The organism is Nonomuraea sp. NPDC000554 (assembly GCF_040300065.1).
GTDB lineage: Bacteria > Actinomycetota > Actinomycetes > Streptosporangiales > Streptosporangiaceae > Nonomuraea.
The window spans coordinates 701,241-725,149 of record NZ_JBEPDC010000001.1 but is presented as its reverse complement, the minus strand read 5'-3'; the positions used below and the strand labels follow the sequence as shown (position 1 = coordinate 725,149).

23 protein-coding genes, 1 pseudogene and 1 riboswitch are annotated in these 23,909 nt (G+C 69.4%); of the genes and pseudogenes, 8 read left to right on the top strand and 16 right to left on the bottom strand.

Going from position 1 to position 23,909, the window contains the following annotated elements:
* Nucleotides 1–3: 3 nt before the first annotated feature.
* Nucleotides 4–185, bottom strand: a riboswitch (cobalamin riboswitch).
* 16 nt (nt 186–201) lie between these two features.
* Together ABT294_RS03630 and ABT294_RS03625 are read left to right on the top strand one after the other, a co-directional pair.
* The gene (locus ABT294_RS03630; RefSeq protein WP_350803255.1) at nt 202–1,188 is read left to right on the top strand and encodes a ferredoxin-like domain-containing protein; all 987 of its coding nucleotides are present in this window, start codon (nt 202–204) and stop codon (nt 1,186–1,188) included.
* Entirely contained in the window at nt 1,185–1,805 is a 621-nt protein-coding gene (locus ABT294_RS03625; protein WP_350803254.1) for a precorrin-8X methylmutase, read from the top strand. Before ABT294_RS03630 ends, ABT294_RS03625 begins: the two co-directional genes overlap by 4 nt.
* On the opposite strand, the gene ABT294_RS03620 is transcribed toward ABT294_RS03625, so the two are convergent.
* From ABT294_RS03620 to ABT294_RS03590, 7 genes are all read right to left on the bottom strand, one after another.
* Nucleotides 1,777–3,090 (bottom strand): cobyrinic acid a,c-diamide synthase CobB, encoded by a 1,314-nt coding sequence (locus ABT294_RS03620; RefSeq protein WP_502911947.1) that lies wholly within the window; start codon nt 3,088–3,090, stop codon nt 1,777–1,779. The two genes, ABT294_RS03625 and ABT294_RS03620, sit on opposite strands and share 29 nt — an antisense overlap.
* Nucleotides 3,084–3,686, bottom strand: coding sequence for a cob(I)yrinic acid a,c-diamide adenosyltransferase (cobO, locus tag ABT294_RS03615; RefSeq protein WP_350803252.1), 603 nt, complete (start codon nt 3,684–3,686; stop codon nt 3,084–3,086). Before cobO ends, ABT294_RS03620 begins: the two co-directional genes overlap by 7 nt.
* Nucleotide 3,687: 1 nt before the next feature.
* Entirely contained in the window at nt 3,688–5,799 is a 2,112-nt protein-coding gene (locus ABT294_RS03610; protein WP_350803251.1) for a putative cobaltochelatase, read from the bottom strand.
* Nucleotides 5,796–6,353, bottom strand: a complete 558-nt coding sequence (locus ABT294_RS03605) for a histidine phosphatase family protein (protein ID WP_350803339.1) — start codon at nt 6,351–6,353, stop codon at nt 5,796–5,798. The genes ABT294_RS03610 and ABT294_RS03605 overlap by 4 nt, the downstream gene beginning before the upstream one ends.
* Nucleotides 6,354–6,358: 5 nt before the next feature.
* Nucleotides 6,359–7,096, bottom strand: a complete 738-nt coding sequence (locus tag ABT294_RS03600; protein WP_350803250.1) for a CbtA family protein — start codon at nt 7,094–7,096, stop codon at nt 6,359–6,361.
* 8 nt (nt 7,097–7,104) lie between these two features.
* Nucleotides 7,105–7,293 (bottom strand): CbtB domain-containing protein, encoded by a 189-nt coding sequence (locus ABT294_RS03595; RefSeq protein ID WP_350803248.1) that lies wholly within the window; start codon nt 7,291–7,293, stop codon nt 7,105–7,107.
* A 164-nt stretch (nt 7,294–7,457) separates the two neighbouring features.
* Complete coding sequence (locus ABT294_RS03590) at nt 7,458–7,625, bottom strand: (2Fe-2S)-binding protein (RefSeq protein WP_350803247.1); 168 nt, start codon at nt 7,623–7,625, stop codon at nt 7,458–7,460.
* A 23-nt stretch (nt 7,626–7,648) separates the two neighbouring features.
* Here ABT294_RS03590 and tsaD point away from each other — a divergent pair, with 23 nt between their 5' ends.
* Complete coding sequence (tsaD, locus tag ABT294_RS03585; protein ID WP_350803246.1) at nt 7,649–8,662, top strand: tRNA (adenosine(37)-N6)-threonylcarbamoyltransferase complex transferase subunit TsaD; 1,014 nt, start codon at nt 7,649–7,651, stop codon at nt 8,660–8,662.
* Between the two features lie 153 nt (nt 8,663–8,815).
* Here the strand turns inward: tsaD and ABT294_RS03580 are convergent, their stop codons facing one another.
* The 6 genes from ABT294_RS03580 to ABT294_RS03555 form a co-directional block, all read right to left on the bottom strand.
* Nucleotides 8,816–9,775 (bottom strand): mannonate dehydratase, encoded by a 960-nt coding sequence (locus tag ABT294_RS03580; RefSeq protein WP_502911946.1) that lies wholly within the window; start codon nt 9,773–9,775, stop codon nt 8,816–8,818.
* 84 nt (nt 9,776–9,859) lie between these two features.
* Nucleotides 9,860–10,525, bottom strand: a complete 666-nt coding sequence (locus tag ABT294_RS03575; protein WP_350803244.1) for an RraA family protein — start codon at nt 10,523–10,525, stop codon at nt 9,860–9,862.
* A gap of 31 nt (nt 10,526–10,556) precedes the next feature.
* Complete coding sequence (locus tag ABT294_RS03570) at nt 10,557–11,564, bottom strand: ABC transporter permease (RefSeq protein WP_350803243.1); 1,008 nt, start codon at nt 11,562–11,564, stop codon at nt 10,557–10,559.
* On the bottom strand, nt 11,554–13,080 hold the full coding sequence (locus ABT294_RS03565; protein WP_350803241.1) for a sugar ABC transporter ATP-binding protein: 1,527 nt from the start codon (nt 13,078–13,080) through the stop codon (nt 11,554–11,556). Before ABT294_RS03565 ends, ABT294_RS03570 begins: the two co-directional genes overlap by 11 nt.
* Nucleotides 13,081–13,104: 24 nt before the next feature.
* The gene (locus ABT294_RS03560) at nt 13,105–14,088 is read right to left on the bottom strand and encodes a substrate-binding domain-containing protein (protein WP_350803240.1); all 984 of its coding nucleotides are present in this window, start codon (nt 14,086–14,088) and stop codon (nt 13,105–13,107) included.
* A 162-nt stretch (nt 14,089–14,250) separates the two neighbouring features.
* A complete protein-coding gene (locus tag ABT294_RS03555) occupies nt 14,251–14,961 on the bottom strand; it encodes a FadR/GntR family transcriptional regulator (protein ID WP_350803239.1) in 711 nt (236 codons plus the stop codon).
* A 123-nt stretch (nt 14,962–15,084) separates the two neighbouring features.
* Between ABT294_RS03555 and ABT294_RS03550 the strand changes: the two genes are divergently transcribed.
* From ABT294_RS03550 to ABT294_RS03540, 3 genes are read left to right on the top strand one after another with little or no spacing between them, the layout of a single operon-like run.
* The gene (locus ABT294_RS03550; protein WP_350803237.1) at nt 15,085–16,191 is read left to right on the top strand and encodes a mannonate dehydratase; all 1,107 of its coding nucleotides are present in this window, start codon (nt 15,085–15,087) and stop codon (nt 16,189–16,191) included.
* Nucleotides 16,192–16,203: 12 nt separating this feature from the next.
* Nucleotides 16,204–17,067, top strand: coding sequence for an SMP-30/gluconolactonase/LRE family protein (locus tag ABT294_RS03545; RefSeq protein ID WP_350803236.1), 864 nt, complete (start codon nt 16,204–16,206; stop codon nt 17,065–17,067).
* A gap of 2 nt (nt 17,068–17,069) precedes the next feature.
* Nucleotides 17,070–18,029, top strand: a complete 960-nt coding sequence (locus ABT294_RS03540; protein WP_350803235.1) for a DUF4432 family protein — start codon at nt 17,070–17,072, stop codon at nt 18,027–18,029.
* Between the two features lie 26 nt (nt 18,030–18,055).
* Here ABT294_RS03540 and ABT294_RS03535 read toward each other — a convergent pair whose 3' ends face one another.
* The gene (locus ABT294_RS03535) at nt 18,056–18,787 is read right to left on the bottom strand and encodes a FadR/GntR family transcriptional regulator (protein ID WP_350803233.1); all 732 of its coding nucleotides are present in this window, start codon (nt 18,785–18,787) and stop codon (nt 18,056–18,058) included.
* Nucleotides 18,788–18,903: 116 nt separating this feature from the next.
* Here ABT294_RS03535 and ABT294_RS03530 point away from each other — a divergent pair, with 116 nt between their 5' ends.
* Together ABT294_RS03530 and ABT294_RS50800 are read left to right on the top strand one after the other, a co-directional pair.
* Nucleotides 18,904–19,677 (top strand): SDR family NAD(P)-dependent oxidoreductase, encoded by a 774-nt coding sequence (locus ABT294_RS03530; RefSeq protein ID WP_350803232.1) that lies wholly within the window; start codon nt 18,904–18,906, stop codon nt 19,675–19,677.
* Nucleotides 19,678–19,850: 173 nt separating this feature from the next.
* Nucleotides 19,851–19,948: pseudogene (locus tag ABT294_RS50800) on the top strand (transposase); the annotation flags it as partial.
* A 147-nt stretch (nt 19,949–20,095) separates the two neighbouring features.
* Here the strand turns inward: ABT294_RS50800 and ABT294_RS03525 are convergent.
* Together ABT294_RS03525 and ABT294_RS03520 are read right to left on the bottom strand one after the other, a co-directional pair.
* Entirely contained in the window at nt 20,096–22,972 is a 2,877-nt protein-coding gene (locus ABT294_RS03525; protein WP_350803231.1) for a LamG domain-containing protein, read from the bottom strand.
* Nucleotides 22,973–23,175: 203 nt separating this feature from the next.
* Nucleotides 23,176–23,571 carry a hypothetical protein gene (locus ABT294_RS03520; protein ID WP_350803230.1) on the bottom strand — a complete coding sequence of 132 codons (396 nt, stop codon included), beginning with the start codon at nt 23,569–23,571 and terminating at the stop codon, nt 23,176–23,178.
* Between the last annotated feature and the right edge of the window lie 338 nt (nt 23,572–23,909).

Below are 23,909 nucleotides of genomic sequence, written 5' to 3'. Positions count from 1 at the left end.
CCGGTCGCGGGTGTCACGAAGGCCGGAGTCTCCTGGCTCCCGGATCGGCGCTCACCCCCGGCCTTCCCTCTCGGTGGCCTGTGGTGGGGGCTCGCTCCCCGGTGACAGTGGCGGGACCGCGCCGGATTCGCACCGGCTTCCTCCTGACCTTCGCCTGCGGGCAAGCCTACGGCAGGGCGAATGGACGTTACTATCCTCAACGTGTCGATAGTCGGACGAACGCGTCGGGACGCCTGTCCGGGGGCGCTCCAGGTGCACCAGGCCGCCGACGGGCCTCTGGCCCGTGTCCGCATCCCGGGCGGCTTGCTCTCCGCCTCACAGCTGCGTGCCTTGGCGGCGTGCGCCGAGGAGCTGGGCTCGGGAGTGATCGAGCTCACCTCGCGGGCCAACCTGCAACTGCGCGGGTTGCGGGATCTGGGGTTGTTCGCCGAACGCATCGCCGCCGCCGGGCTGCTGCCCTCACCGACCCACGAGCGGGTACGCAACATCGTCGCCTCGCCGCTCGTCGACAGAGAGCTGATCATCGACCTGGACCGTGCCCTGTGCGCTCGCCCCGAGCTGGCCGAGCTGCCTGGGCGCTTCTTGTTCGCCCTCGGCGAGACGGGCCTGGCAGCCGACGTGGCCCTGATGGAGGGGCGGCTGTTGCTGGCCGGGCGGGAGACCGGGTTGCCGGGGACCGTGGCCGGCATGTTGGACACCGCTGAGGTGTTCCTCCGGCTGCGCTCCACCGAATGGCGCATATCCGAGCTGGGCCCTGCCCGCATAGCCGAGGCGCTCGGGACGAAACTGGGGACCACCTGGCCCGGCACCCCACCCTCGACCAGGCCAGGCCCCAGCCAAGCGCTGATCCCGCTCGGCCGCCTTTCCCCGCGCCAACTGCTCGCTCTGGCCGAAGCCGCCGAAGAGGTGCGGTTCACCCCGTGGCGTACGGTCGTCCTGCCCCGGGTGCCAGACGGATTCATCGCCGACCCGGACTCTCCCTGGGTCGGCGTCACCGCGTGCGTCGGCAGCCCTGGCTGTGCCAAGTCCCTGGCCGACGTGCGGGCCGACGCTGCCCGCTGGGTCCACGAGCGCCACACCGACCGTCCCGTGCACTGGGCGGGCTGCGAGCGCCTGTGCGGGTTGCCGCCCGGGCCGGTCGTCCAGATGGTCGCCACTCCCGGCGGATACCAGGAAAGGCAGACGTGATCGACTATCTCCGCGACGGCGCCGAGATCTACCGGCAGTCGTTCGCCACCATCCGCGCCGAGGCCGACCTGAGCGGGATGCCGCCGGAGGTCGCCCAGGTCGCGGTCCGGATGATCCACGCCTGCGGGATGACCGACCTGACCCACGACCTGGGCTGGTCCGCTTCGGTGATCACCCATGCCCGAACCGCTCTGCGTGCGGGAGCGCCGATCCTGTGCGACGCCATGATGGTCGCCTCCGGCGTCACCCGCCGCCGCCTCCCGGCGGACAACGAGATCCTGTGCACGCTGTCAGACCCCGGTGTCCCGGCGCTGGCCGAACGCCTGGGCACCACCCGCAGCGCCGCCGCGCTGGAGCTGTGGCGCGACCGGCTGGCCGGCTCGGTGGTGGCCATCGGCAACGCCCCCACCGCGCTCTTCCGGCTCCTGGAGCTGGTCGCCGAGGGAGCGGGCCGCCCGGCTGCGGTGCTGGGTCTCCCGGTGGGCTTCATCGGCGCGGCCGAGTCCAAGGAAGCGCTGGCCAGGAGCGACCTGGACTACCTGGTCGTGCACGGCCGCCGGGGCGGCAGCGCGATGGCGGTGGCGGCGATCAACGCCATCGCGAGCGAGGAGGAGTGACCAGCCGCTGAGCCAGCTCCGGCCTGCCCGCCCAGTGCAGATGCAGGTAGGACGCGGTCACGAGGGCGTCGCCGTACCCGTCGGCACCGCCTTCCCAGCGGAACAGTGGCTCCTTCGGCGAGATGATCGTGGTGCGGTGGAACTCGTGGCCGCGGTACCGCTCGCCTGCACGGGTCAGCAGCGACGTCCCGGAGACCGCCTCCCGGTAGCCGAGCGTCAGCCGGTCGGTCATCCGGGCCACGCCCGGCACCCTGCCGCACATCGGCAGCCCGTCCAACTCCTCGCACAGGTAGAGCAGCCCGGCGCACTCCGCGGCGATGGGCCCGGCGAAGGCGGCCACCTGCTTGCGCAGCGGCTCGTTGGCAGCGAGCCGGTCGGCGTAGACCTCGGGGAAGCCGCCGCCGATGACGATCGCCTCTGTCCCTTCGGGCAGCCGTTCGTCCCGTAGCGGATCGAACACCGCGATCTCCGCGCCCGCCGCACGCAGCAACTCGACGTGCTCGGCGTAGCCGAAGGTGAAGGCCGCCCCGCCCGCCACCGCGACCGTCTTCCTGTACGGCTGCGCGACCACGTCAGGCTCCCACGGTCGTGAGTCGAGCGGGGGAGCCGTAGCGGCCAGCCGTACCAAGGCTTCCAGGTCGCACGATCGGGCCGTCAACTCGCCCAGCCGCCCCACGACGGCCAACGCCTCGGACTCGCGCTCGGCCGCCGGGATCAGTCCCAGGTGACGGGAGGGGGTCGCCACGGCGTCGTCCCGCCGGACTACCCCGAGGACCGGTACATCCCCGAGCGCGGCACGGCACATCTCCTCGTGCCGGTCCGAGCCCACCCGGTTGAGGATCACCCCGCCCACCCGTACCCGCGGGTCGAAGGTCGCGAAGCCGTGCACGACCGCTGCGACCGACCGGCTCTGCCGGGCGGCGTCCACCACGAGCACCACCGGCGCGTCCAGCAATCGGGCGACGTGCGCCGTCGAGGCGAAGTCGGTCTCACCCCTGCCGTCGAACAGCCCCATGACGCCCTCGACCACGGCGATGTCACACCCGCGCGCCCCGTGCAGGAACAACGGCGCCATCCGCTCCTCGCCCGCCAGCCACGGGTCCAGGTTGCGCCCTGGCCGGCCGCTGGCCAGGGCGTGGTAACCGGGGTCGATGTAGTCGGGTCCCACCTTGTGCGGCGAGACCCGCAGCCCGCGCGCCCGCAGGGCCGCCATCAGGCCGGTCGCCACCGTCGTCTTGCCGCTACCGGACGCGGGAGCGGCGATGACCAGGCGCGGGACTACCACTCGATGCCCTTCTGCCCCTTCTGCCCGGCGTCCATCGGGTGACGTACCTTGCCCATCTCGGTCACCAGGTCGGCCGCTTCGATCAGCCGCTCCGGCGCGTCCCTGCCGGTGATCACAACGTGCTGGCTTCCCGGCCTGCCCAGCAGCGCCGCCAGCACGTCGTCCAGGTCGAGCCAGCCCCACTTCAGTGGGTAGGTGAACTCGTCCAGCACGTAGAAGCGGAAGGTCTCGGCGGCCAGGTCGCGCTTGATCTGCTCCCAGCCCTCACGGGCGTCTCGCGCGTGGTCCTCCTCCGTGCCGGGGCGCTGGATCCACGACCAGCCCTCGCCCATCTTGTGCCAGGTCACCGGACCGCCCTCGCCGGTGTCGCCGAGGACCTTCAGCGCCCGCTCCTCGCCGATGCGCCACTTGGCCGACTTGACGAACTGGAACACGCCGATCGGCCAGCCCTGGTTCCACGCGCGCAGCGCCATGCCGAACGCCGCCGTCGACTTGCCCTTACCCGGCCCGGTGTGGACCATCAGCAAGGGCCTGGTCCTGCGCTGCCGCGTGGTCAGCCCGTCGTCGGGCACGTTCTCCGGCTTGCCCTGAGGCATGTCAGCTCGCCTTCCGATAGTCGCGTACCACCGAGCCCAGCTCGCCCAGTGAGTCGAGGGGCAGGCTTACGGCACCGAGCGTTACCGCCAGCCGTACGGCCAGGCCGAGTCGCACCGGGCCGCTCTCGCAGTCCACGACCACGCTCGCCGTGCCGCGCAGCAGTCCGGCGGCCCGGTCCACGTCGCCGCCCGCAGTGGCCCGCCCATCGGTCACCAGCACCAGCAGTGGACGCCGGTCCGGATCGCGCAACCGCTCTACCCGAAGCACCTCCGCCGCCGCGATCAGCCCGGCCGCCAGCGGCGTGCGGCCGCCGGTCGGCAGCGAACGCAGCCTGGCCGCTCCCGCCTCGACCGAGGAGGTTGGCGGGAGCGCCACGCTGGCACTGTCGCCGCGGAAGGTGACCAGGCCGATCTTGTCCCTGCGCTGGTAGGCGTCGAGCAGCAGGCTCAGCACCGCCGTCTTGACCGCGGTCATCCGCTTGCGCGCGGCCATCGAGCCGCTCGCGTCGACCACGAAGAGGACGAGGTTGCCCTCGCGGCCCTCGCGGACCACCTCGCGCAGGTCCTCGGGGCGCAGCCGCAGCCCCGACCCGGTCCTGCCCCGCTTTCGCTGGTGAGGGGCGGCGGCCAGCAGGGTCGCGGTCAGGTGCAGGTCGCGCAGGCGGCCTTCCGGCTGACGAGAGCCGGTGGACCGGCCGCGCGGGGTGCGCGAGCGCGAGCGCCGTCCCGCCGCGCCTTCGCCGATGCCGGGCACCTCCAGGAGGGGGACCCGGTACGGCGCCGCCACCGCAGCCACCTGCCCCGCACCGGGATCGGGCCGTCCTGTCCCGGAGTCAGGCTCGCCCCACCCCGCGTCGCGTTCGGCCTGACCCGCACGGGAGCCCGGCCGCCCTGCCTCCGGATCCGGCTGCCCTGCCCCGGGGGCGTGCTCGACCTGCCCCGCGTCGGGCGGAGGCTGATCCGTGCCGTTCCGCACCTGCTGCTCCGGTCCCGCGCCGGTCGCCGGATCCTGCTCCGGCTTGCCCTGCGGGGAGCTCTCGGGATCGGGTCCAGAAATTTCGGGATCTGAGCCGCCGTTGGGCGGGTCGTCATCGTCATCGCCCGACGTCTCGTCCAGCAGCCGGTCCAGCAGCTTCTCATCGAGCCCTGGCGCGTCGAACGGATCACGCCGCCGCCGATGCGGCAAGGCCAGCCGCGCCGCCGCCCGCACGTCCTCGGTCGTCACCCGGTCCCGGCCGTGCCAGGCGGCGTGCGCGATGGCCGCGTTGGCCGTGACCAGATCCGCCCGCAGCCCGTCCACCTCGAACGCCGCGCACACCGTGGAGATCTGCCGCAACCGGGCATCCGGCAACCGCACCTCGGGCAGCCTCGTCCTGGCCCGGGCGATCCGCTCGGCCAGCTCGGACTCCGCCGAAGTCCAGCGGGCCGCGAAAGCATCCGGATCGGCGTCGAACGCGAGCCTGCGCCGGATCACCTCGGCCCGCTCCTGCGGATCCCTCGACGCCCGCACCTCGACGGTGAGGCCGAAACGATCCAGAAGCTGCGGCCGCAGCTCGCCCTCCTCCGGATTCATGGTGCCGACCAGCAGGAAACGCGCCGCGTGCCGTACCGACACCGATTCCCGCTCGACGTAGCAGGTGCCCAGCGCCGCCGCGTCGAGCAGCAGGTCGACGAGGTGATCGTGCAGCAGGTTCACCTCGTCGACGTACAGCACACCACGGTGCGCGGCGGCCAGCAGGCCCGGCTCGAACGCCTTCACCCCCTCGGTCAGCGCCCGCTCCACGTCCAGGGAACCGACCAGCCGGTCCTCGGAGGCGCCCACCGGCAGCTCGACCAGCGCGGCCGGCCGTACCGCCCGCTGCTCGCCCGGCTCGTGCGGCCCGTCGGGACAGCCGGGGTCGGGCGCCACCGGATCGCACGCGAACCGGCACCCGGCCACAACCTCGACAGCGGGCAGCTGGGCGGCCAGGGCGCGGACGATCGTGGACTTGGCCGTACCCTTCTCACCGCGCACCAGCACCCCGCCCACCCGCGGCGAGACGGCGTTGAGCAGCAGGGCCAGCTTCAGATCGGCGAGCCCGACGACGGCGCTGAACGGATAGGTGATCGTCAAAACGTGGCCTTCCCATTGACGTGAACGACGCGCCACCCGCCACGGCCGGGCGCGAGCCGCGTGGTGGACAGCGGCGCGAGATCGAAGAGGGCGGCGCGCGACGGGTCGAGGCCGAGCGCGTGGCCGAGGGCGGCCCGGATCACGCCGACATCGCAGACCGCCACGACGTTCGGCTGGTCCCGCACGGACTCCAGCCACGCAGCGACACGGGACGCCGCCTCAGCCAGGCTCTCGCCGCCGTGCGGGGCTGCGTGCGGGTCGGCGAGCCAGGCGGCCATGGCCTCCGGCTCGTCCCGGGCGACCTGGCTGTACAGCAGGCCGCGCCAACGCCCGTGATCGGCCTCGGCCAGCGCGGCGACCGGCCGCGGCTCCCACCCCAGCGTCGCGGCGGTCTGCGCGGCGGCCGGAGCGGGAGAGACCCACACGACCCGCGCGTCCCCGAGCTTCCCGGCCAGAGCCGAGGCCCTCGCCAGTTCCGCCCGGTCAGCGGCCTCGTCGGCGGGAAAGCGGGCAGCACGCATGCCAGGCGTGCTGGCATGCCGGACGAACAGCACCCTGGTCAGGCGGCGGCCAGGATGTGTGCACGGCGGGCGGCCCGGTCGCAGGCCCACCCGAACAGCACACCGAACGCCGTCCAGAACACCAGCTGCGTGCCCAGCGAGGCCACCCGGAACTCCCACAACAGCGAAGCGGGGAAGCCTCGAGGAACCTCGTTGACGGTCGGCAGCAACACCCACGCGGCGATCACCGGCACCAGGAAGGCGGCGACCGCGCCGATCCAGCGCTGCCACGATCCGGCCGTGATCCGCCGGGCCACCGCGACCGCGATCGCGGTCGCGGCCAGGCCGACGAGGACCATCACCACGTAGAGGCCGGTGCGGCTGTTGATGGTCTCCGGATCGCCGACCGCAGGCGGGTTGGCCGGATATTTCAGGAACGGCGCGAGAATGATCGCCACGAACGCCGTGCCCGCAGCCGCCAGCGCCAGCCCGCCGTCGTTGCGAGGTCCGACGCGGCCGCGTAGCCCGGCGTAGACGAGCGCGAAGACTCCGCCAACGGCCAGGCCGTACAGCCCGGTGGCCAGGAACAGCCCGGCCTTCTGCACCGGTCGGCTGATCTCCACCTCGTGGCTGTGCCCGGCGGGCTCGGGTTCGGGAGCGGCAGTCGCGGCGGCGGCCTCCTCGAGTGCGATGGCGCTGTCGACGCGCGGCTCACCGAAGAAGAAGGCGAATCCGCCCGCGACGAATCCGGCCAGGAGGCCAAGCAGCAGCCCCCTGACCACCAGGGTCTTGATCACACCCGCCCCTAGTGACACGGCACGCCGAGCAGGTGCCGCCCGTCGTGCATGAGTTCGTGGAGGAAGGCGCCGCTCTGCGAGACCGCCCCGTTGTCCATCAGGACGAGGTAGGCGATCAGGAGCAGGACGGGTACGGCCAGCAGCCAGAGCCGCAGGCGTGGCAAAGGAATTGTGGTGGGACCGGACAGGCCACTCATAGTGCCTCCTCAGGGATGACGCGTCCCGTGCTATGAGGTCACGACAGTCCAGGCGACCTGGCTCCCGAGGTCTAGGCCCCGGATACAGTGGCGCGTCCGCACCGGCATCTCACCGGATTTCCCCTGAACTGCTGTGAAATCTACCGGAATGTATCCTCCCAGCCTCAAAGCGTCAACACGCAGTCGCCGCACTCTGACCCGCCCGGAACGCGGTAGCAGAGGCAACAGGCACGCCGGCGAAAGGAGAGATCCGGCCCAGTGAACCCACCCGTGCTCAGGGTGACCTCCGACGTCCAGCGCTTCTCGTAACCGCATATAATTCTCAGTTGCAAATTATTCGCATTAAGGGGGTTGTGTGGCTGTAGTCCTGGGGATCGAGACTTCGTGCGACGAGACGGGCGTCGGCATCGTCGCCGACGGGCGCATCCTGGGCGCAGCGCTGGCCTCCTCCATGGACGAGCACGCCCGGTTCGGCGGCGTCGTCCCGGAGATCGCCGCCAGGGCGCACCTGGAATCGCTGGTGCCCTGCCTGCGCTCGGCCATGGACCAGGCAGGCATCAAGCCCGGCGACATCGACGCGATAGCGGTCACCTCCGGCCCCGGACTGGCGACCGCGCTGCAGACCGGGCTCGCCGCCGCCAAGTCGCTCGCGCTGGGCTGGGGCAAGCCGCTGTACGGCGTGCACCATCTGGCCGGGCACGTAGCCGCCGACACTCTGGAGCACGGCCCGCTGCCCGCCCGCTCGATCGCGCTGATCGTCTCCGGCGGCCACACGTCGCTGTTGCTGCTCAACGACCTGGCCCGCGACCCGATCGTGCACCTGGGCGACACCCGCGACGACGCGGCGGGCGAGGCGTTCGACAAGGTCGCCCGCCTTCTCGGACTGGCCTATCCGGGCGGTCCCGCGGTCAGCCGCTCGGCCGCCGACGGTGACCGGAACGCGATCGCCTTCCCCCGCGCCATGCTCGGCCAGGGCTTCGACTTCTCCTTCTCCGGCCTCAAGAGCGCCGTGGCCCGTCACGTCGAACAGAACCCGGACCTGTCCGTCCCGGACGTTGCCGCCTCCTTTCAGGAGGCCGTGGTCGACGTCCTCACCCGCAAGGCCGTCGCCGCCTGCCTGGAACACGGCATCGACACCCTGGTGATCGTCGGAGGCGTGGCCGCGAACTCCCGGCTGCGCGAGGTGGCCGCGGAACGCTGTGCCGCCACGGGCATCACCCTGCGCGTCCCGCCGCCCGCGCTGTGCACCGACAACGGCGTGATGATCGCAGCGGTCGGCGATCTCCTGGTGGCAGCCGGCCATCCACCGGCCACGCTCGACCTGTCCGCAGATCCTTCATCCCCGCTGACCAAGGCGGTTTGTTCATGACCGGTGCGGTTCGCCCCATCATCATCGTCGGCACACCGGTGCTGCACACCCCGTGCCGCCCGGTGAAGCACTTCGACGACGACCTGGCCCGCCTGGTCCACGCCGTGTGAAGTGGACCGGCGCGGCCGGGCGCGAGTGCCACCAACGGCGGGTTCATCGATCCGCGGCCGAATTCAGGGTGGCGTGTTGCAGTCCTCGGATGTAGCCGAGCGCGAACAGCCTGCCAAGAGTGGCGTAGCCAGGGCGGTCGTTGGACTCACCGGCGAGGGTGGGGACGTGGTCGGGGCGCATCGGGCCGTCGAACCCCGCCTCCACGTAGAGCCGCATGCAGCGGGCCAGGTCCGTCGGGCCTGCGTCGTGGAAGGTCTCGACGAAATCCTCGACCGTGCCGGCGACGTCGCGGAAGTGCACGAACGCGATCTTGGGCAGGAACTCCTCGATGGCCGCGGGCAGGTCGTCGGTCATCAGGGCGAAGTTGCCCTGGCAGAACGTGATGCAGTTCGATGGCGACGGGTGGTCCCGTTGGATCCGCCGGTAGGCGTCGAGGGAGTTGGCGATGCGCGGGACGCCGCGCAGTTCCGGCAGCGGTGGGTCGTCCGGGTGCAGCGCCAACTTGACCCCCGCCTCCTCGGCGACGGGCAGGGTCACGTCGAGGAACTGGTCGAGCGCGTCCCAAAGCTGGGTGTGGGTGACCTCGTCCGCCCGCGGGTGCCGCGGCATGGCCAGGGCGTCGGCCAGGCTGAAGCCGGTGGTGAGCGCGCCGCCCCGGGTGACGATCGCGGGCGCCGTGCGCGCCCAGCTGCCGAAGGTCATCCAGTTGTAGCAGAGCACCCCGATGCCTAGACGCCCCATCGCCCGGATCTGCTCGTGCAGCTGGGCCAGTGCCTCGGCGCCTTCCGGGAGGCCCATCCGCAGGGCGTCCATCGGTGGGGTGTCCTCGAACGCGACGACCCGCAGGCCGTGTTCGGCGAACCGGGAGACCACGGCTCGCAGTCCATCCTCGCTCCACGGCGCGGCCTCGGTCTCAACGGCCACCGGCTGCTCAACGTCGCCCGAGCGCAACCAGCGCGCCTCTTGTTCGCCGCCGTCGAGCAGCGCGACCACATCGTCCACTCCGCACTGCTTTACCAGTGTCCACAGCTCACTGGGCTGGGGAGCGAGCAATTCACTGAGCTTGATCATGCAGAGTCCCAAGTGTCAGAGGATGCCGTAGGTGGCGAAGGCCTCGGTGCTTGACATGCCCGCCTCGATCGACGCGCGGACGGTCTTCTCGGCGGTGGCCTTCTCCAACGCGCGTTCGAGGACCTCGTGCTCGATGTCGGCCGGAATGATCACCACACCGTCGACGTCGCCGATCACCAGGTCTCCCGGGCTGATCGTGACCCCGTCGATCTCGATGGGCACCCGGTAGTCGACGACCGACGCGCGCACAGCCGCGTCCTGGGCGTATCCGCCGCGAGAGAACACCGGCCACGCCTGCTCGACGACCTTCGGGGTGTCCCGGTGGTAGCCGTCGATGACCGCGCCGACGGCGCCGCGCATGCGTGCGGTCGCGGTAAGGATCTCGCCCCAGGCCGCGCAGTTCACGCGGCCGCGGCGGGCCAGGTAGACCTCGCCGGGCTGGAGCTGGTCCAGCGCCGCAGTGAGCTTGCCGAACGGCTGGGCTTGTGGTCCGAACACGTCGGTGATGAGGACGGGCATCGCACGTCCGACCAGGGTCACGCCGGGCAGCAGCGGCCGGATTTCGGGCGGCAGGAACTGGTGGGTTCGGCCCATGGCGTCGAGTACGTCCCCGACAACGGGGGTGTAGAGGTGCCGTCGGACCAGGTCCAGTCTGTCCGCGTCGATGTCGGTGATGCTCATTCGGTGCTCCGCATTTCGTGTGAGGGGAAGTTCAGGCGCGGCGCGCGCTTCTGGCGCTTCGCAGGACGTTGACGAGCACTGCGCCGACGACGATGCCGCCGCGCACCACGTTCTGCCCATACGGGTTCACCCCGAGCAGCACCATGCCGTTGGCGAGGATCGCGACGAAGAGGGCGCCGAGGCACGTGCCGGAGATGGTGCCCTTGCCGCCTGACAGAGCGGTACCGCCGATGATCGCCGCGGCGATCGCGTCGAACTCCAGGCCGACCGCGATCGTCGGGGTTCCGGACGACAGTTGCGCCGACTGGAGCAGGCCGGTGATGCCCGCGGTCAGCCCGGTCAGAGCCAGCACCGCCATCCGCACCCGGGTCACCGGGATACCGGACAGGGTCGCCGACTTGGGGTTGCCGCCGACTGCGTAGACCGACCGCCCGAACACGGTGTAGCGGGCGACCACGCCGAACGCCACAAAGGCGATGACCAGGTAAACCGCCGCGATCGGGACGACCCCGAACACGCGCCCGTCGCCCCAGTAGAAGAATTCGGAGGAGTCGATCGAGATGGCGAAGGTGTCGGTGACGAGCATCGCCAGCCCGCGCAGCGACATGTAGAGCGCGAGCGTGACGATGAAGCTCGGGACCCCGAACCGCGACCGCACCCACCCGGCGACCGCACCGATGACAACCGCCTGCGCCAGCACCGCGATGCAGGCCAGCCAGAAAGGCCAGCCTTCCTGCACGACGAGGACGCCCAGCAGGGCGGAGGTCAAGGCGGTCTGGGCGCCGACCGAGATGTCGATCTCGCCCGCGACGATGACCAGCGTCATCGCGAAGGCGATGATCCCGAAGAAGGCGGTCTGCTGCAGGATGTTCAGCAGGTTGTCCTGGGTGAGGAAGTTCGGCGCAGTGGCGGCGAAGACCCCGAAGACGACGATCACGACGACGAACAGCCCGAGGCTGTCCCACGCGCGCAACCGGTCCCAGACCTGGTGCTGGGATGGGCCACGCCCGGCGGATGTTGTCACTGCGTCAAGCTGCATCGGTGGTGTCTCCTCCCATGACGAGCGACAACAGCCGCTCTGGTGTGGCCTGCCGGCCTCGCAGCGTGCCGACGACCGTTCCTTCGCGCAGCACGAGGACGCGGTCGCAAACTTCGCTGAGTTCCTCCAGTTCCGAGGAGACGAAGACGGTCGACACCCCCTCGCGCGCGAGGGCACGGATCAGCGTGTAGATCTGGAGTTTGGCGTGGATGTCGACGCCGCGGGTGGGCTCGTCGAGCAGCAGGACCTTCAGCCCTGCCGCCAGCAGGCGGCCGATCACGACCTTCTGCTGGTTCCCGCCGGACAGGAATTCGATCAGTGTCTCGGCCGAGGCGGTCGCGATGGTCAGGTCCTTGATCTGGCGGTTCACCAGCGCGCGCTCGGCACCCGGCCGGATCCACCAGCCGGGCAGGACCCGCCCCCGCGCGGACAGCATGAGGTTCTCGGCCACGCTGCGGATCGGGACGATGCCCGCGGTCTTGCGGTCCTCCGACGCCAGCCCCACCCCCAGGGACAGCATCCTGCCCGGTGTCCGCCTGCTGACTTCGGCTCCGCGGACCCGAACCACGCCGCGCACGTCGTCGCGTGCGCCGAAGATCGCTTCGAGGATCTCGGTCCGGCCCGATCCGAGCAGGCCCGCCAGCCCGAGCACTTCTCCTTCGCGCAGGGAGAACGACACGCCCGCGAGCAGATGCTCCTTGGTGAGTCCCTCAGCCTCGAGAACCGTGGGGGCGTCCTCGGGGACGGACTCGGCGCCAGTGACGACCCGCTCGGCGGACTCGCCCGCGATCATGTCGGCCACTTGGGCCGGACTCGCTTCGCCGACGCCGAGCGTGGCGACCTCGGCGCCGTCGCGCAGGATGGTCATCGTGTCGGCGACCCGGGGGATCTCCTGCATCCGGTGTGACACGTAGATGATGGAGACACCGGTCCCGGCGAGCCTGCGCACCAGAGCGAGCAGCGCATCGGCCTCGTGTGCGTTGAGCGCGCTCGTCGGCTCGTCGAGGATCAGGATGCGTGGCTCCCACGCCAGCGCCTTGGCGATCTCCACCAGCTGCTGCTCGGCCAGGCTCAACGTGCCGACCGGTCGCCACAGCGGCAGCCGCTCGCCGAGCTGTTCCAACGCGCGCTCGGCGATCTCGTTGACCGTGGAACTGTCGACGAAGCCGCCGAACCGCCCGCGCCGGGGCCAACGGCCGAGGGAGATGTTCTCGGCGACGGTGAGGCCCGGCACCAGGGACAGTTCCTGGTGGACGATGCCGACCCCGCGCGCCTGCGCGTCCGCGGGACCATGCCAGGCAACGACCTCGCCATTCAACCGGATGGTGCCCGCGTCAGCATGCTCCGCCCCTGAGATGATCTTCACTAGGGTGGACTTGCCCGCGCCGTTCTTGCCGAGCAGCGCCCGGACCTCGCCGGTGCGCAGCGTGAAGTCCACTGCGCGCAGGGCGTGGACCGGCCCGTAGCTCTTGCTCAAGCCCTCGATGTCGAGAGCGGGGGCTTGCAGGTCGTTCATGTGTCCTCCGCTCGGCCCTGCGACTCAGCCCGCCAGGTACTTGCTGATGCCGTCCGGGTTGGCTCGATCGAAGGTGATACCGGGCACGAGGAGTTCCAGCGGCGAGTTCGCCTCGCCCTTGATCGCCTTGATTACCTGTGCGTAGGCCTTCTCCGCGGTTCCCTGGGCGTCCTGGCCGGTCGTGGCCTGCAGGATGTTGTTGGAGTCCTGCAGGTGGCGCGCGAGTTCGTCGCTGATGTCGGTGCCGAACACCGGGATGGACTTCCGGCTGTTCTTCACGGCGGTGACGATGCCGATCGTGCCGCCCTCGTTGGCCGACCACATCAGGTTGATGTTGGGGTTGGCCGACAGCATGTTCGTGGCGATAGGGGTCGCCTTGTCCGGGAGGAAGCCCTCCTGGTCGGCTACGTACTGGACCTGGACGCCGGCCTTGGCCAGAGCGTCCTTGAAGCCAGCTTTGCGCAGCTTGCACACCTCGAACGAGTCGCAGTTGAGCATGCCGACGACGGCCTTGCCGCCGAGCTTCGCCTTGATGTACTTGGCCGCGACGTCGCCCGTCCCGGTTCCCAGGGCGGTGTTGTCCGACTGCGCGACACCCTTGACGATCGAGGGATCCGCCGCCTGGTCAGTGCAGTTCCCGAAGCAGATCAGCGGGATGTGCGCGGCCGTCACCGACTTCATGGTCGCGACCGACCCGGCCGACGAGGTCGCCGGCTGCATCACGATCGCGTTGACCTTGCGCTGGATCAGGTTCTGCACCTGACTTGCCTCGGTCGAGGCATCGTTGTTGGTGTTGACGACGACTATCTCGTTGCCGTCGGCCTTGGCAGCGGCCTTGAGGCCGTCCTGGATGCCTTGGAAGTACTTGTCACCCTGCGGTAGCACCAGACCGATGGTGTACGTGGACTTCCCATCAGCTCCTGCGCCTGAGTTCGCTGGACTGCACGCGCCTAGCGCGGTGGCGGTCGCCGCGACGGCGACCAGCCCGATGAGACGACGGCTTGTCATGGGTTCACCTCTATCTGGGTGACTACTTGTCAGATAAGTGGAGATTAGGACATGCCATAAAGGCTCGTCAACGGGATGTCATCCGCGCGTGACATGGCGGATACATGTCGGACATCTGTCGCGACGGCGGGCGAACTCGCCGATCATGAGATTTCGGGGCGGTCAGGAGGTTGCGGTCGCGGTCGGGGCGGAGTCCGCTTCCTCCAGGAGGCCGAGCGCCCAGATCGCGGACCGGACGTGCGTGGCCATGGCGGTCCTGGCCTGCCTGCCCGACCGGGCCTCGATCGCGACCGCGATCGCCTCGTGCTCGTGGAGCGCCCGTTCGGCGGCGGCCGGGATCGCGGAGGTCGCCTGCCGGGCGTTGCTCAGTAAATCCGCCATCGGTGCGAGCAGGCGGCTGAGCACTGAGTTGCCGCTGGCCTCGGCGACGGCCTGGTGGAACTCGATGTCCTCCTTCCAGGAGGGCGCGCCCAGTTCGTAGGCGACCCGGAAGCGCCCCAGTGCCTGTTTGATCGCGCGCAGGTCCTCGTCGGTGCGGTTGACCGCCGCCTTCGCCGCGGCGGCGGGCTCGAGGATGAGCCGGACCTCATAGAGTTCGTGGACGGTCTGGTCGCGCAAGAGCGCCGAGATCGCCGACGAGGCCAGGGCGTTCTCGGCTCGGCTGGCGAGTACGCGGGCGCCAAGCCGGGGGCGGATCTCCACCAGGCCTAGGGCGCGTAGGCTCTGCATGGCCTCGCGCACGGTGTTGCGCCCAACCCCGTACGCCACGGTGAGCGCCAGCTCCGACGGCAGGGTGTCACCGGGCCGGAACTCGCCGCCCGCGATGCGGGCGAGCAGGTCGTCCGCGACGGACTTGCTCAGTCGTTCAGCCATGAGCACCTCGACGATCCCGGGGGCGATCGTGCCTTGACTTCGGCACGCTCGAGGTTAACCTAATCCCATTCATGGGACAAATGGTCTCAGATGAGCTGATCTCTGAAGTGAGTTGATCGCGGCATGAACGTGGGACTCGGGCTCTACCGGCACATGCTCACCGAGGACAACCTGCGGTTCGCCAAGCAGGCGGGAGCCACGCACATCGTGGCCCACCTTGTCGACTACTTCGGTGGTGGGCCGCGCATCCCGACCTCGGTCTCCCGGCACTCGGGCTGGGGGCCGACCCACCGTGCGGGCCTGCCGTGGACCCTGGACGAGATCGAGCGGGTCAAGGCCCTCGTCGAGGGACAGGGCTTGGTGCTGCACGCGGTCGAGAACTTCGACCCCGGCCACTGGCACGACGTCCTGCTCGACGGTCCGCGCCGCGATGAACAACTCGACCAGATCCTGGAGAGCATTCGGCTGGTCGGTCAGGCGGGCATCCCCAACATCGGCTACAACTTCTCCCTCGCCGGGGTCTGGGGCCACACTGCGGAGCCGCTGGCGCGTGGTGGCGCCGAATCGATCGGCTTCGACCAGGAGGCGCTCGGTGAGCAGCCCGAGATCCCGTGCGGTCAGGTCTGGAACATGGATTTCGCCGAGGTCGACGGTGAGGAGACCATCGGCGCGGTGTCCGCCGACGCGCTGTGGTCGCGGCTGGAGCGGTTCCTGGCCGCGGCCGTCCCCGTCGCGGAGGCGGCGGGCGTGCGCCTGTGTGCCCACCCCGAGGATCCGCCGGCCCCCGTCCTCCGGAACACCGCGCGCGTCCTGACCAGCGAAGCGGCGCTACAGCGGCTGGTCGACATGGTGCCAAGCCGCCACAACGCGCTCGAGTTCTGCCAGGGCACCGTGTCGGAGATGCCCGATCTCGACATCTACGAGGTCATCGCGTCCTTCGCCCGCCAGAGCCGGATCGGGTACGTGCACTTCCGCAACGTCGTGGGACGAGTTCCGAAGTACCACGAGGTCTTCCTCGATGAGGGCTATGTGGACATGTTCCGAGCCCTTCGCACGTATGCGGACAACGGTTACGACGGGGTGTTCATCCCCGACCACACGCCGCAGATGACCTGCGCCGCGCCCTGGCACGCGGGCATGGCCTACGCCTTGGGCTGGATGAAGGCCGCAATGCGCGCTGTCGAGGACTCGCGGATCTCCCGCCGCGTCGACTCATGGGTACAGGACTAGCGAGGTGGTGACGTGAAGCGACTGCAGTCTCCCGATGTCGTGGTGCCGGGAACCGCCCAGGTGGGGGAGGGGCCGGTGCTGGATCACCGGACGGGTCGGCTCTGCTGGGTCGACATCACCGAAGGCGAGATCTTCCAGAGCGACCTGGCCACGGGCGAAACGACGGCGGCGTCGGTGGGCATGATGGTCGGCGCGATCGCGCCACGCCGTGATCAGGCGGGGTTCGCGGTGGCGGCCGAGGACGGGTTCGGCATGTGGGCGGACGGTTGCCTGACCGTGCTCGACCCCGTGCTGCCGGAGCCGTACCGCCGCATGAACGACGCCAAGTGTGACTCGCGCGGTCGGCTATGGGCGGGCAGCAACCACAAGGAGTTCGAGCCCGGCACCGGGCTGCTGCACCGGTGGGACGGCCGCGGCCCGAGCACTGTCATCGCACGCGGCCTGACCTTGCCGAACGGCATCGGGTGGAGCCCGGACGACGCCACGATGTACCTCGCCGACAGCATGGAACATCGGCTGATGGCCGTCGACTACCGGCCGGACGAGGGCGAGATCGGGCAGTTGCGGACGTTGGCGGCGGTCGAGGACGGCTACCCGGACGGGCTGGCCGTCGACGTGGACGGCTGTGTCTGGCTCGCCGTGTGGGGTGCGGGACAGGTGCGCTGCCACACCCCGGACGGCACCGTCGTCGCGGTCGTCGACATGCCCGTCACCCAGCCGTCGAGCTGCGCGTTCGGGTCCGACGGGACGCTCTACATCACCTCCGCCCGCAACGGCCTCACCGCCGGGCAACTCGCCGCCCAACCGCACGCCGGATCGGTGTTCGCGGTGGCCACCGGGACGACCGGCGTGCCCGTTCACCCGTTCGAGGGCTGACCATGACCGACCTCCTCACCCTCGACAACGGACTCCTCTCGGTCGTCATCGATGCGGGCCGGGGCGCGGAGATCCTGTCGCTGACCCACCGTGACTCCGGGATCGACGTCCTGTTCGCCACTCCATGGCGGGACGTGGCGGACGCGATCCGCGCGGGGACGAGGGCGCCGTCGACAACCGATCCCACGGCCGCCTGGCTCGAGCGGTACCGGGGCGGGTGGCAGACCCTCATTCCGAACGCGGGCCCGCCGCGTTCGGTCTGCGGCGCGCCGGTCGGGTTCCACGGCGAGGCGTCCTCGGTGCCGTGGGAGGTGTGCCGGTCGGCCCCGATGTCGACCGAACTGCGCACGACCCTGTTCTCTGTGCCGATCGAGATCGAACGGCTGGTCAGTCTCGACACCGACCGGGCGGCCGTCTCCACCTGCGACGTCCTGCACAACCTCAGCGACGTCGAAGTGGAGATCGACTACGTCAACCACCCGGCGTTCGCCGGTCCGCTGCTGGACGGCCGGTGCTCGGTCGACACCGGGGCGCGGGTTTTCACCGCGGACCCCGACACCGACGGCAACATCGCCGCGGGCGGTACCTCACACGCCTGGCCCTGGATCGAGCGCGCCGAAGGCACGACGGTCGACCTGCGCGTCGTGCCGCCCCCGGGTGAACGCCACATGGCCTTCGGCTGGCTGTCGGACTTCGACGGGCACTATGCGGCGATCACCAACCACGACCTCGGCTTGACTGTTCGCATGGAGTGGGACGGGACCCACCTCCCGTACGCCTGGTGGTGGCAGGAGATCAACCACATGAAGGGATTTCCGTGGTACCGCCGCGCCCGCGTGATCGCTATCGAACCGTCGAGCACCGTGACGAGCGGCCCGTCACGCCGCAGCGTGCTTCGAGTGCCCGGCGGGAGCTCGGTGCGCCTGCCGATGACAGTCTCGATCGAAGGGCGAGCGCGGTGACCCCCGTGAGTGAGCGCGCGCGGTCACTACCGCCGACCCGTGCGCCGGGTGGCTACCCGCGTGGCCTCGACGTCGAGACCCTCGCGCGCCTGCTGCAGGTGCTCGAGCATCGCGGCCGCCGCACCCGCCTCGTCGCGCAGGCGGATCCGCTCGAGGACCACCGCGTGCGCCTCGACGATGGGCTCGATGCCCTTACCCGACCGTTTCCAACCGTGCCACGCCGCGACCCGCAGCTGCTTGAGGATCGGTGTGATGCCGTCGAGCGTCAGCAGGACCATGTCGTTGCCGCCTGCGCGCGCCACCTCGCGGTGGAAGGCGATGTCGGCCTCGTGCAGTTCGTCGTCGCTCTCGACGGACCTCAGTGCCGCCAACCGCTTTTCCAGCGCCTCGATGTCGGCGGCGGTGGCGTTCCTGGCCGCGAGCCGGGCGGCTCCAACCTCGGCAACCTCACGGTAGGCCTGGATGTCGTCGAGGTCGCGGCCCTGGATCGCGAACCGCAGCCGCAACAGGTGCTCGAGCTGCCGCGCTCCGGGCAAGGTGATCACGGTTTCCCGACCCTGCCGCCGCTCGAGCAACCCCTGCCCGGCCAGCTCCGCGATCGCCTCGCGGATGACGGCGCGGGACACGTCAAGCTCCGCCGCCAGGTCGGCCGTGGACGGGAGCGCGTCGTTCTCGCGGAGACCGCGTTCCTCGATCAGCTGGATGAGTGCGTCGACCGCCATGTCGGTCAGCGACACGCGCTGCAGCGGCTCGGGCATCGGCCCCCCTCGGGCGGTCAACGCCTCGGGCGCGCCACCGCACGTCCGAGGCAGTTAAACATCTTGTCTACCTATCATATATGTCGCCTGGTGAGACGTGAGGAAGGAGCAAGCCGATGAACAGTGTTTTCGATCTCACGGGCCGTATGGCGTTCGTCACCGGAGGCACCGCAGGCATCGGCGCCGCAACCGCGCTGGCGCTCCAGGCGGCGGGCGCAGACGTCATCGTGCACAACCACGGCGGCCAACCCGGCCGGGACTTCGCCGCGGCTCACGGATTCGCCGTCATCGACGCCGACTTCGCCAGCCCGGAGGAGGTCGACGCCCTCGCCGCGGGCGTCGTCGATCTCGCCCCGCGGCTCGACATCCTGGTGAACAACGCGGGCATGGAGGTGGGGGCGACCGTCGAGCACCTTGACCCGGTCCAGGTCCGCCGCCAGCTGGAGATCAACCTGAACGCGCCGCTGCGGCTGATCCAGCTGTTGATACCCGCGCTCGCGGCCTCCGCCCACGCCTCGATCGTCAACGTGACCTCGATCCACGACGATGTGCCGTCCTACGGCAACAGCGTCTACGGTGCGGCCAAGGCGGGCCTGCGCATGATCACCAAGACGCTGGCCGTCGAACTCGGCCCACAGGGAATCAGGGTCAACTCTGTGGCGCCCGGAGCAGTCGAGACCGACATGAACCGGCACCTCCTCGACGAGATCGGCCGCGAACGGTTCGCCGAGTGGATCCCGCTCGGCCGGGTCGGCGTCCCGCCCGAGATCGCCTGGCCCATCGTCTTCCTCGCCTCCGACGCCGCAAGCTACATGACCGGCGCGACCCTCGTGGTAGACGGTGCCTACAGCCACCACGTCGTCCGCTATCGGGCCTCCAGCCACCGCTAGAGAGCTTCAACGGCTGGGGTTACGGCGGTCGGATGTCCAGGTCGGTCGTGGCGGTGAGCCGAAGGGGACGGCAATGACTCACCCTTGCCGCGGCGATCCCCGGACCTGCTGCGGATGATGGATGCCGAGGTCGAGCAGTTGTGCGGTGCCGGCGCCGAGCGGGTCAAGATCCGCACGGTTACCGGGCCCGGGGCCGTGGGACACCCGGGCCGGGACGATCGAACTGGCTGTGCCACGGCTGCGTCAGGGCTCGTGGTTCCCGGACTTCCTGTACGGCGGAGGCGAAGTCGGCGAGCTGCGCGCTCGCGGGGTGCAGGGCCGTCCAGTGATCTGCGAAAGAGCCGAAGATCGTACAGTCCCGCGCATCACCACCACGCCGACAGGACGGGAGTCGAGGACCGGACGTGCGCTGGGCGGTTCAGGTCATGGACAGGCCGTTGGGGCCGCTAGTGATCCTGTAGTGCTTGCCATGGAGAAACACTCCGGAGAGTGTCGCGGTGAGTCCTCGGGAGATCTTGGCGTCCCTCAGCTTGGCGGTGGTGCCGTCGGGGGTGTAGCCGAACAGGTCGCTGATGATCACGTCGGAGAAGCCGCCGGCCAACGCATTGAAGCATTGGAGGCTGGCGGGTGAGGCGATGACGGTCTTGTAGTCGGGCATGTTGGAGAAGGTCAGCGCATGACCGAAGCCGGTCCTGCCCGCAGTCCAGGTCGCCCCGTTGATCTTTTCGGTCTCGCGGGTGATCGACTCGGTGGTGGTGGTGCCGTTGCCTTCGTCGAAGGGCAGGCGAAGCACCAGGGAGTCGTCCGTGGCGGGGGTGGTGGCGGAGTACTCGGCGTTGATCTCGGCGGCGGACAGTGCCCGGGCATAGACGCGGGCCTCGTCGATGCTGCCGTTGAAAAGACGGCTGGGGTCGGCGGGACAGTCGCCCGCCATCACCGGAGTGCCGGTGGACGGCGTCAGCGTCCCGGTGGCCGATTGCGTGGCTTTCAGGGTGCCGTCGATGAAGACCTGGATCTGGTTGCCGTCGTAGACGCCCGCGACATGGTGCCATTCCGAGGTCGGGAGCGTGCTGGTGGTCCGCGCCCCGATGAAGCGACCGTCGAGCGCGATGAGGAAGTTGATCTGGCCGTCGGCGCCGCCGCGGAGGACGTAGCCGACGTCCTGGGCACCCCAGGAGTCCTTGGCGATGATGCTGCCCTGCCAGTACTCTGTCGGCCAGCTCTTGGGATTGATCCACGCCGATACCGTGATGGCCTTCGCGGGGTTCAACGCCGCCCGGTCGGTGACCGACACGCCCGCGATCTGCAGGAGCTGGTGAGACTGGCTGAACGGGCCCTGGCGGGTCACCCCCGAGAACCTTCTCAGCAGCGACAAGAAGCCCGGATAGTCGCCGAATCGGGCGAAGGTCTGGGCAGTGAGCGAGGGCCAGGTATCGTAGCTGCCTGCGCTTCCGTGGTCGGTGCGTGAGACCGGCGACTGGGAGTCGGACAGGGACAAGGCACGCATCCAGTCTTCGCCTGCCAGCAACTCGGTGGTGACGAAGTTCTTCATTTCGGTCTTTTGCTCGTTGGTCAGCGCCGGGGCAAGCATGTTCCCCGCGGTCACGAAATCGACAACGGTCCGTACCGCAACGGTCGTGCCGTCATTGTGCCGACAGTTCCACACCCCTTTGTTGGCGCTGTCATACAGCTTGAGGACCTCGCTGAGCAGCGCGTCGGCTCTCTTGGTGAGGTCGTTGGCGGTTGCCGAGTCACCCGCACGTGTGAACAGTTGTGCCGCCTGCTGCATCATCCACACGTTGGCCGCGTTGAAGGACGCCACCTGGTGGACGTATTTCGGCAGAACTTCCAAGAGGTTGTTGTTCTCGCCGTAGTCGGCCAGCGACTGCCCCTGCGGCACCAGGCTCTGCCAAGCCGTGGCCATGCTCTTCATATGCTCACGGACGGTCTTTCCGGTGCCGGAGACCGTGGTGTCGAGGAAGGAGACATCGCCGCTGTAGTCGACGTAGCTAAGAATCGTGAGGAAGACAGAGAAGTCGTTTGCGCTGTACCACGGGCCGACGAGATCGCCGGACACGCAGTCTACGGCGTACCCCTTATGGATGTCCTTGGCGAGCCAGTGGGTGGTCCAGGCCCTGACCATCTGCGGATCGAGCAGAGCCAGGATGACCGAAACGTAGCAGGTGTCCCAGAAGTAGTGGACGTTGTTCGCCCATTCGGGCGCCCCGGTCACATAGATACGGTCGAATCCACGGAAGGCGCCAGATCCGGTAGGCCTACCCAGAACGCGAGAGAAGGCAGAAGACAGATTCGTGCGCTCGCAGGCCAGCACCGAAAGAATGCCCATGTAGTACAGGCGTGCGATCGCTTTGTCGTCGGTGTCCAGAGTCGGCAGGCTGCCCGAATAGTGGCCGTTCTCGGGGGTGAAGGCGTCTTGCCAGCGCTTCTCCCAGCCCTTGGCGGCGGCGTTGAAGGCCGCTTGGAAAGCGCCCACTGTGGCGTTGCAGGCGTCCACAACGCCGTTGCCGTCATGGACGTCCTTCAGTGGCGCCCCCGTCGAGGTCTGGCCTACGTTCATGACGATGGTGATCGTCGCTGATCCTCCCGCGGCGACCGACCATTGAGCGGTTCCGCCGGCCGAGGCCGTACTCAGCATGGGCGCTGGAGCGAACGCGAACGCCGTCACCGCCGAAGAGCCGCTGTCGGAGATCAACAGGCTCGAGCTGGAGGTCTTGTACGCGGTGAAGGTGTGGTCGCCGCCCGGCCGCGGGGAATCCCACGCCCAGGCGGCGCCTGTCGGCGCCTTGGCGATGCGCGGGTTGGCTTTGACCGACACCGTGATCTGTGCCGCCGTGGGGTTGGACACGGTGACGCGCAGCAGCAGTTCGTTGCGCTCGAAGGCGAGGCGGGTCGCGGTTTGGATCCTCACCCCGGAACCGGTCGTCGCCTTACGCGTGACCTCATACGCCGACCAGCGCGATTCGCTGGTCGTGATGGGCACACCATCCACGCTCAGCGCACAGGAGTCACCGCCCCCGTCCAGATAAGGCGCAAGCGTGAAGTTGCGAATCGCCAGTACGTTGCCGGCGACGCCCACAGCTCCCCAGAAATTGCTGACGGCGGGTAAATGCGCCAGCTCCCGCTGCGGCAGCCAGTCGCTGGTCAGCGAGTCCAGGGCTGGTGCCCTGCCAGACGCGGCAGCGGCCAGCCCCTCTCCGAACAGCGGAGTGGCGAATGCCGCAGCGCCCACCACCGCGGACCACGTGACGAATGAGCGGCGGTCGATGTCCGACATGATCGTCTCCCAGAGGTTGGGGGCGCCTAGACGCCGTGTTGTTGTCTCGATAGCGATCGCCCGAGCGAATATGTCGGCCCGCACCCGTCGAGTGTGCGCAGGACCGTGGCATCGGTCACTTGCGGCCAGAACGCTCTGGGGCGTTCAGCGTTGGGCGGAGTCTCTGGCCGTGCAGGTCAACGCCCTGCATCACGTATGAGGGATCAGACTGATGCGCCGGTGGGGCCGATATCTGCGCGGCGCGCAACGTGATCGCCTTGCCTGGCTTGTGCAGCTCGAGGATGGTCATCTGATTGGCGCCCGCCTGCCGCAGCGGAACTGGGAAGCAGACCGATGCTCCGATACCGGCCGAGCAGGAATCCGCTGATCCAGCAGAAACGGCGCTGACCTGGCGCTGGATCAGATTCTGGGCTGGAGTCGTTGTTCGAGTTCGACGTGATCACGCCGCCGTCGGCCTTCGCCGCGGCCTTGACACCCGCCGGGATTTCCTCGAAGTACTTGTCCCCTTGGCGAATGATCAGGCTCTTTAGCCACCGCCCGCCTTCCGGGCGGACGAGTTGCAGCCGGGGAGCCCGGTGGTCACCGCAAGGGCGGTTCATTTCAAGCCGATCTCCTCCACATCACATCAGCTAGGCTACCTATATGATAAGTAGTTAGGCCGATGCTAAGAGGCGCAATGTGCAGTGTCAATACTCCGACCATGGGACAACGGCGCGGACTCGTCGCCGGGTCGTCCGCCCTGTCCACCTCGGAAACACGGTTTCGCGCTGCGAGCTGGGATTCTGCTGTGTGATCGGGGCGCTCGCGACGTGACCGATCTCAACGACATGCGATCCATCCGCCGAAGTCCCGGTCGTGGGGGAGGCAGGCAGCTCGCCGGACGCCTCTCGTTCGACGGGCACGAGCGCGGTCACGACCTTCTCCACTCCGGGCATCC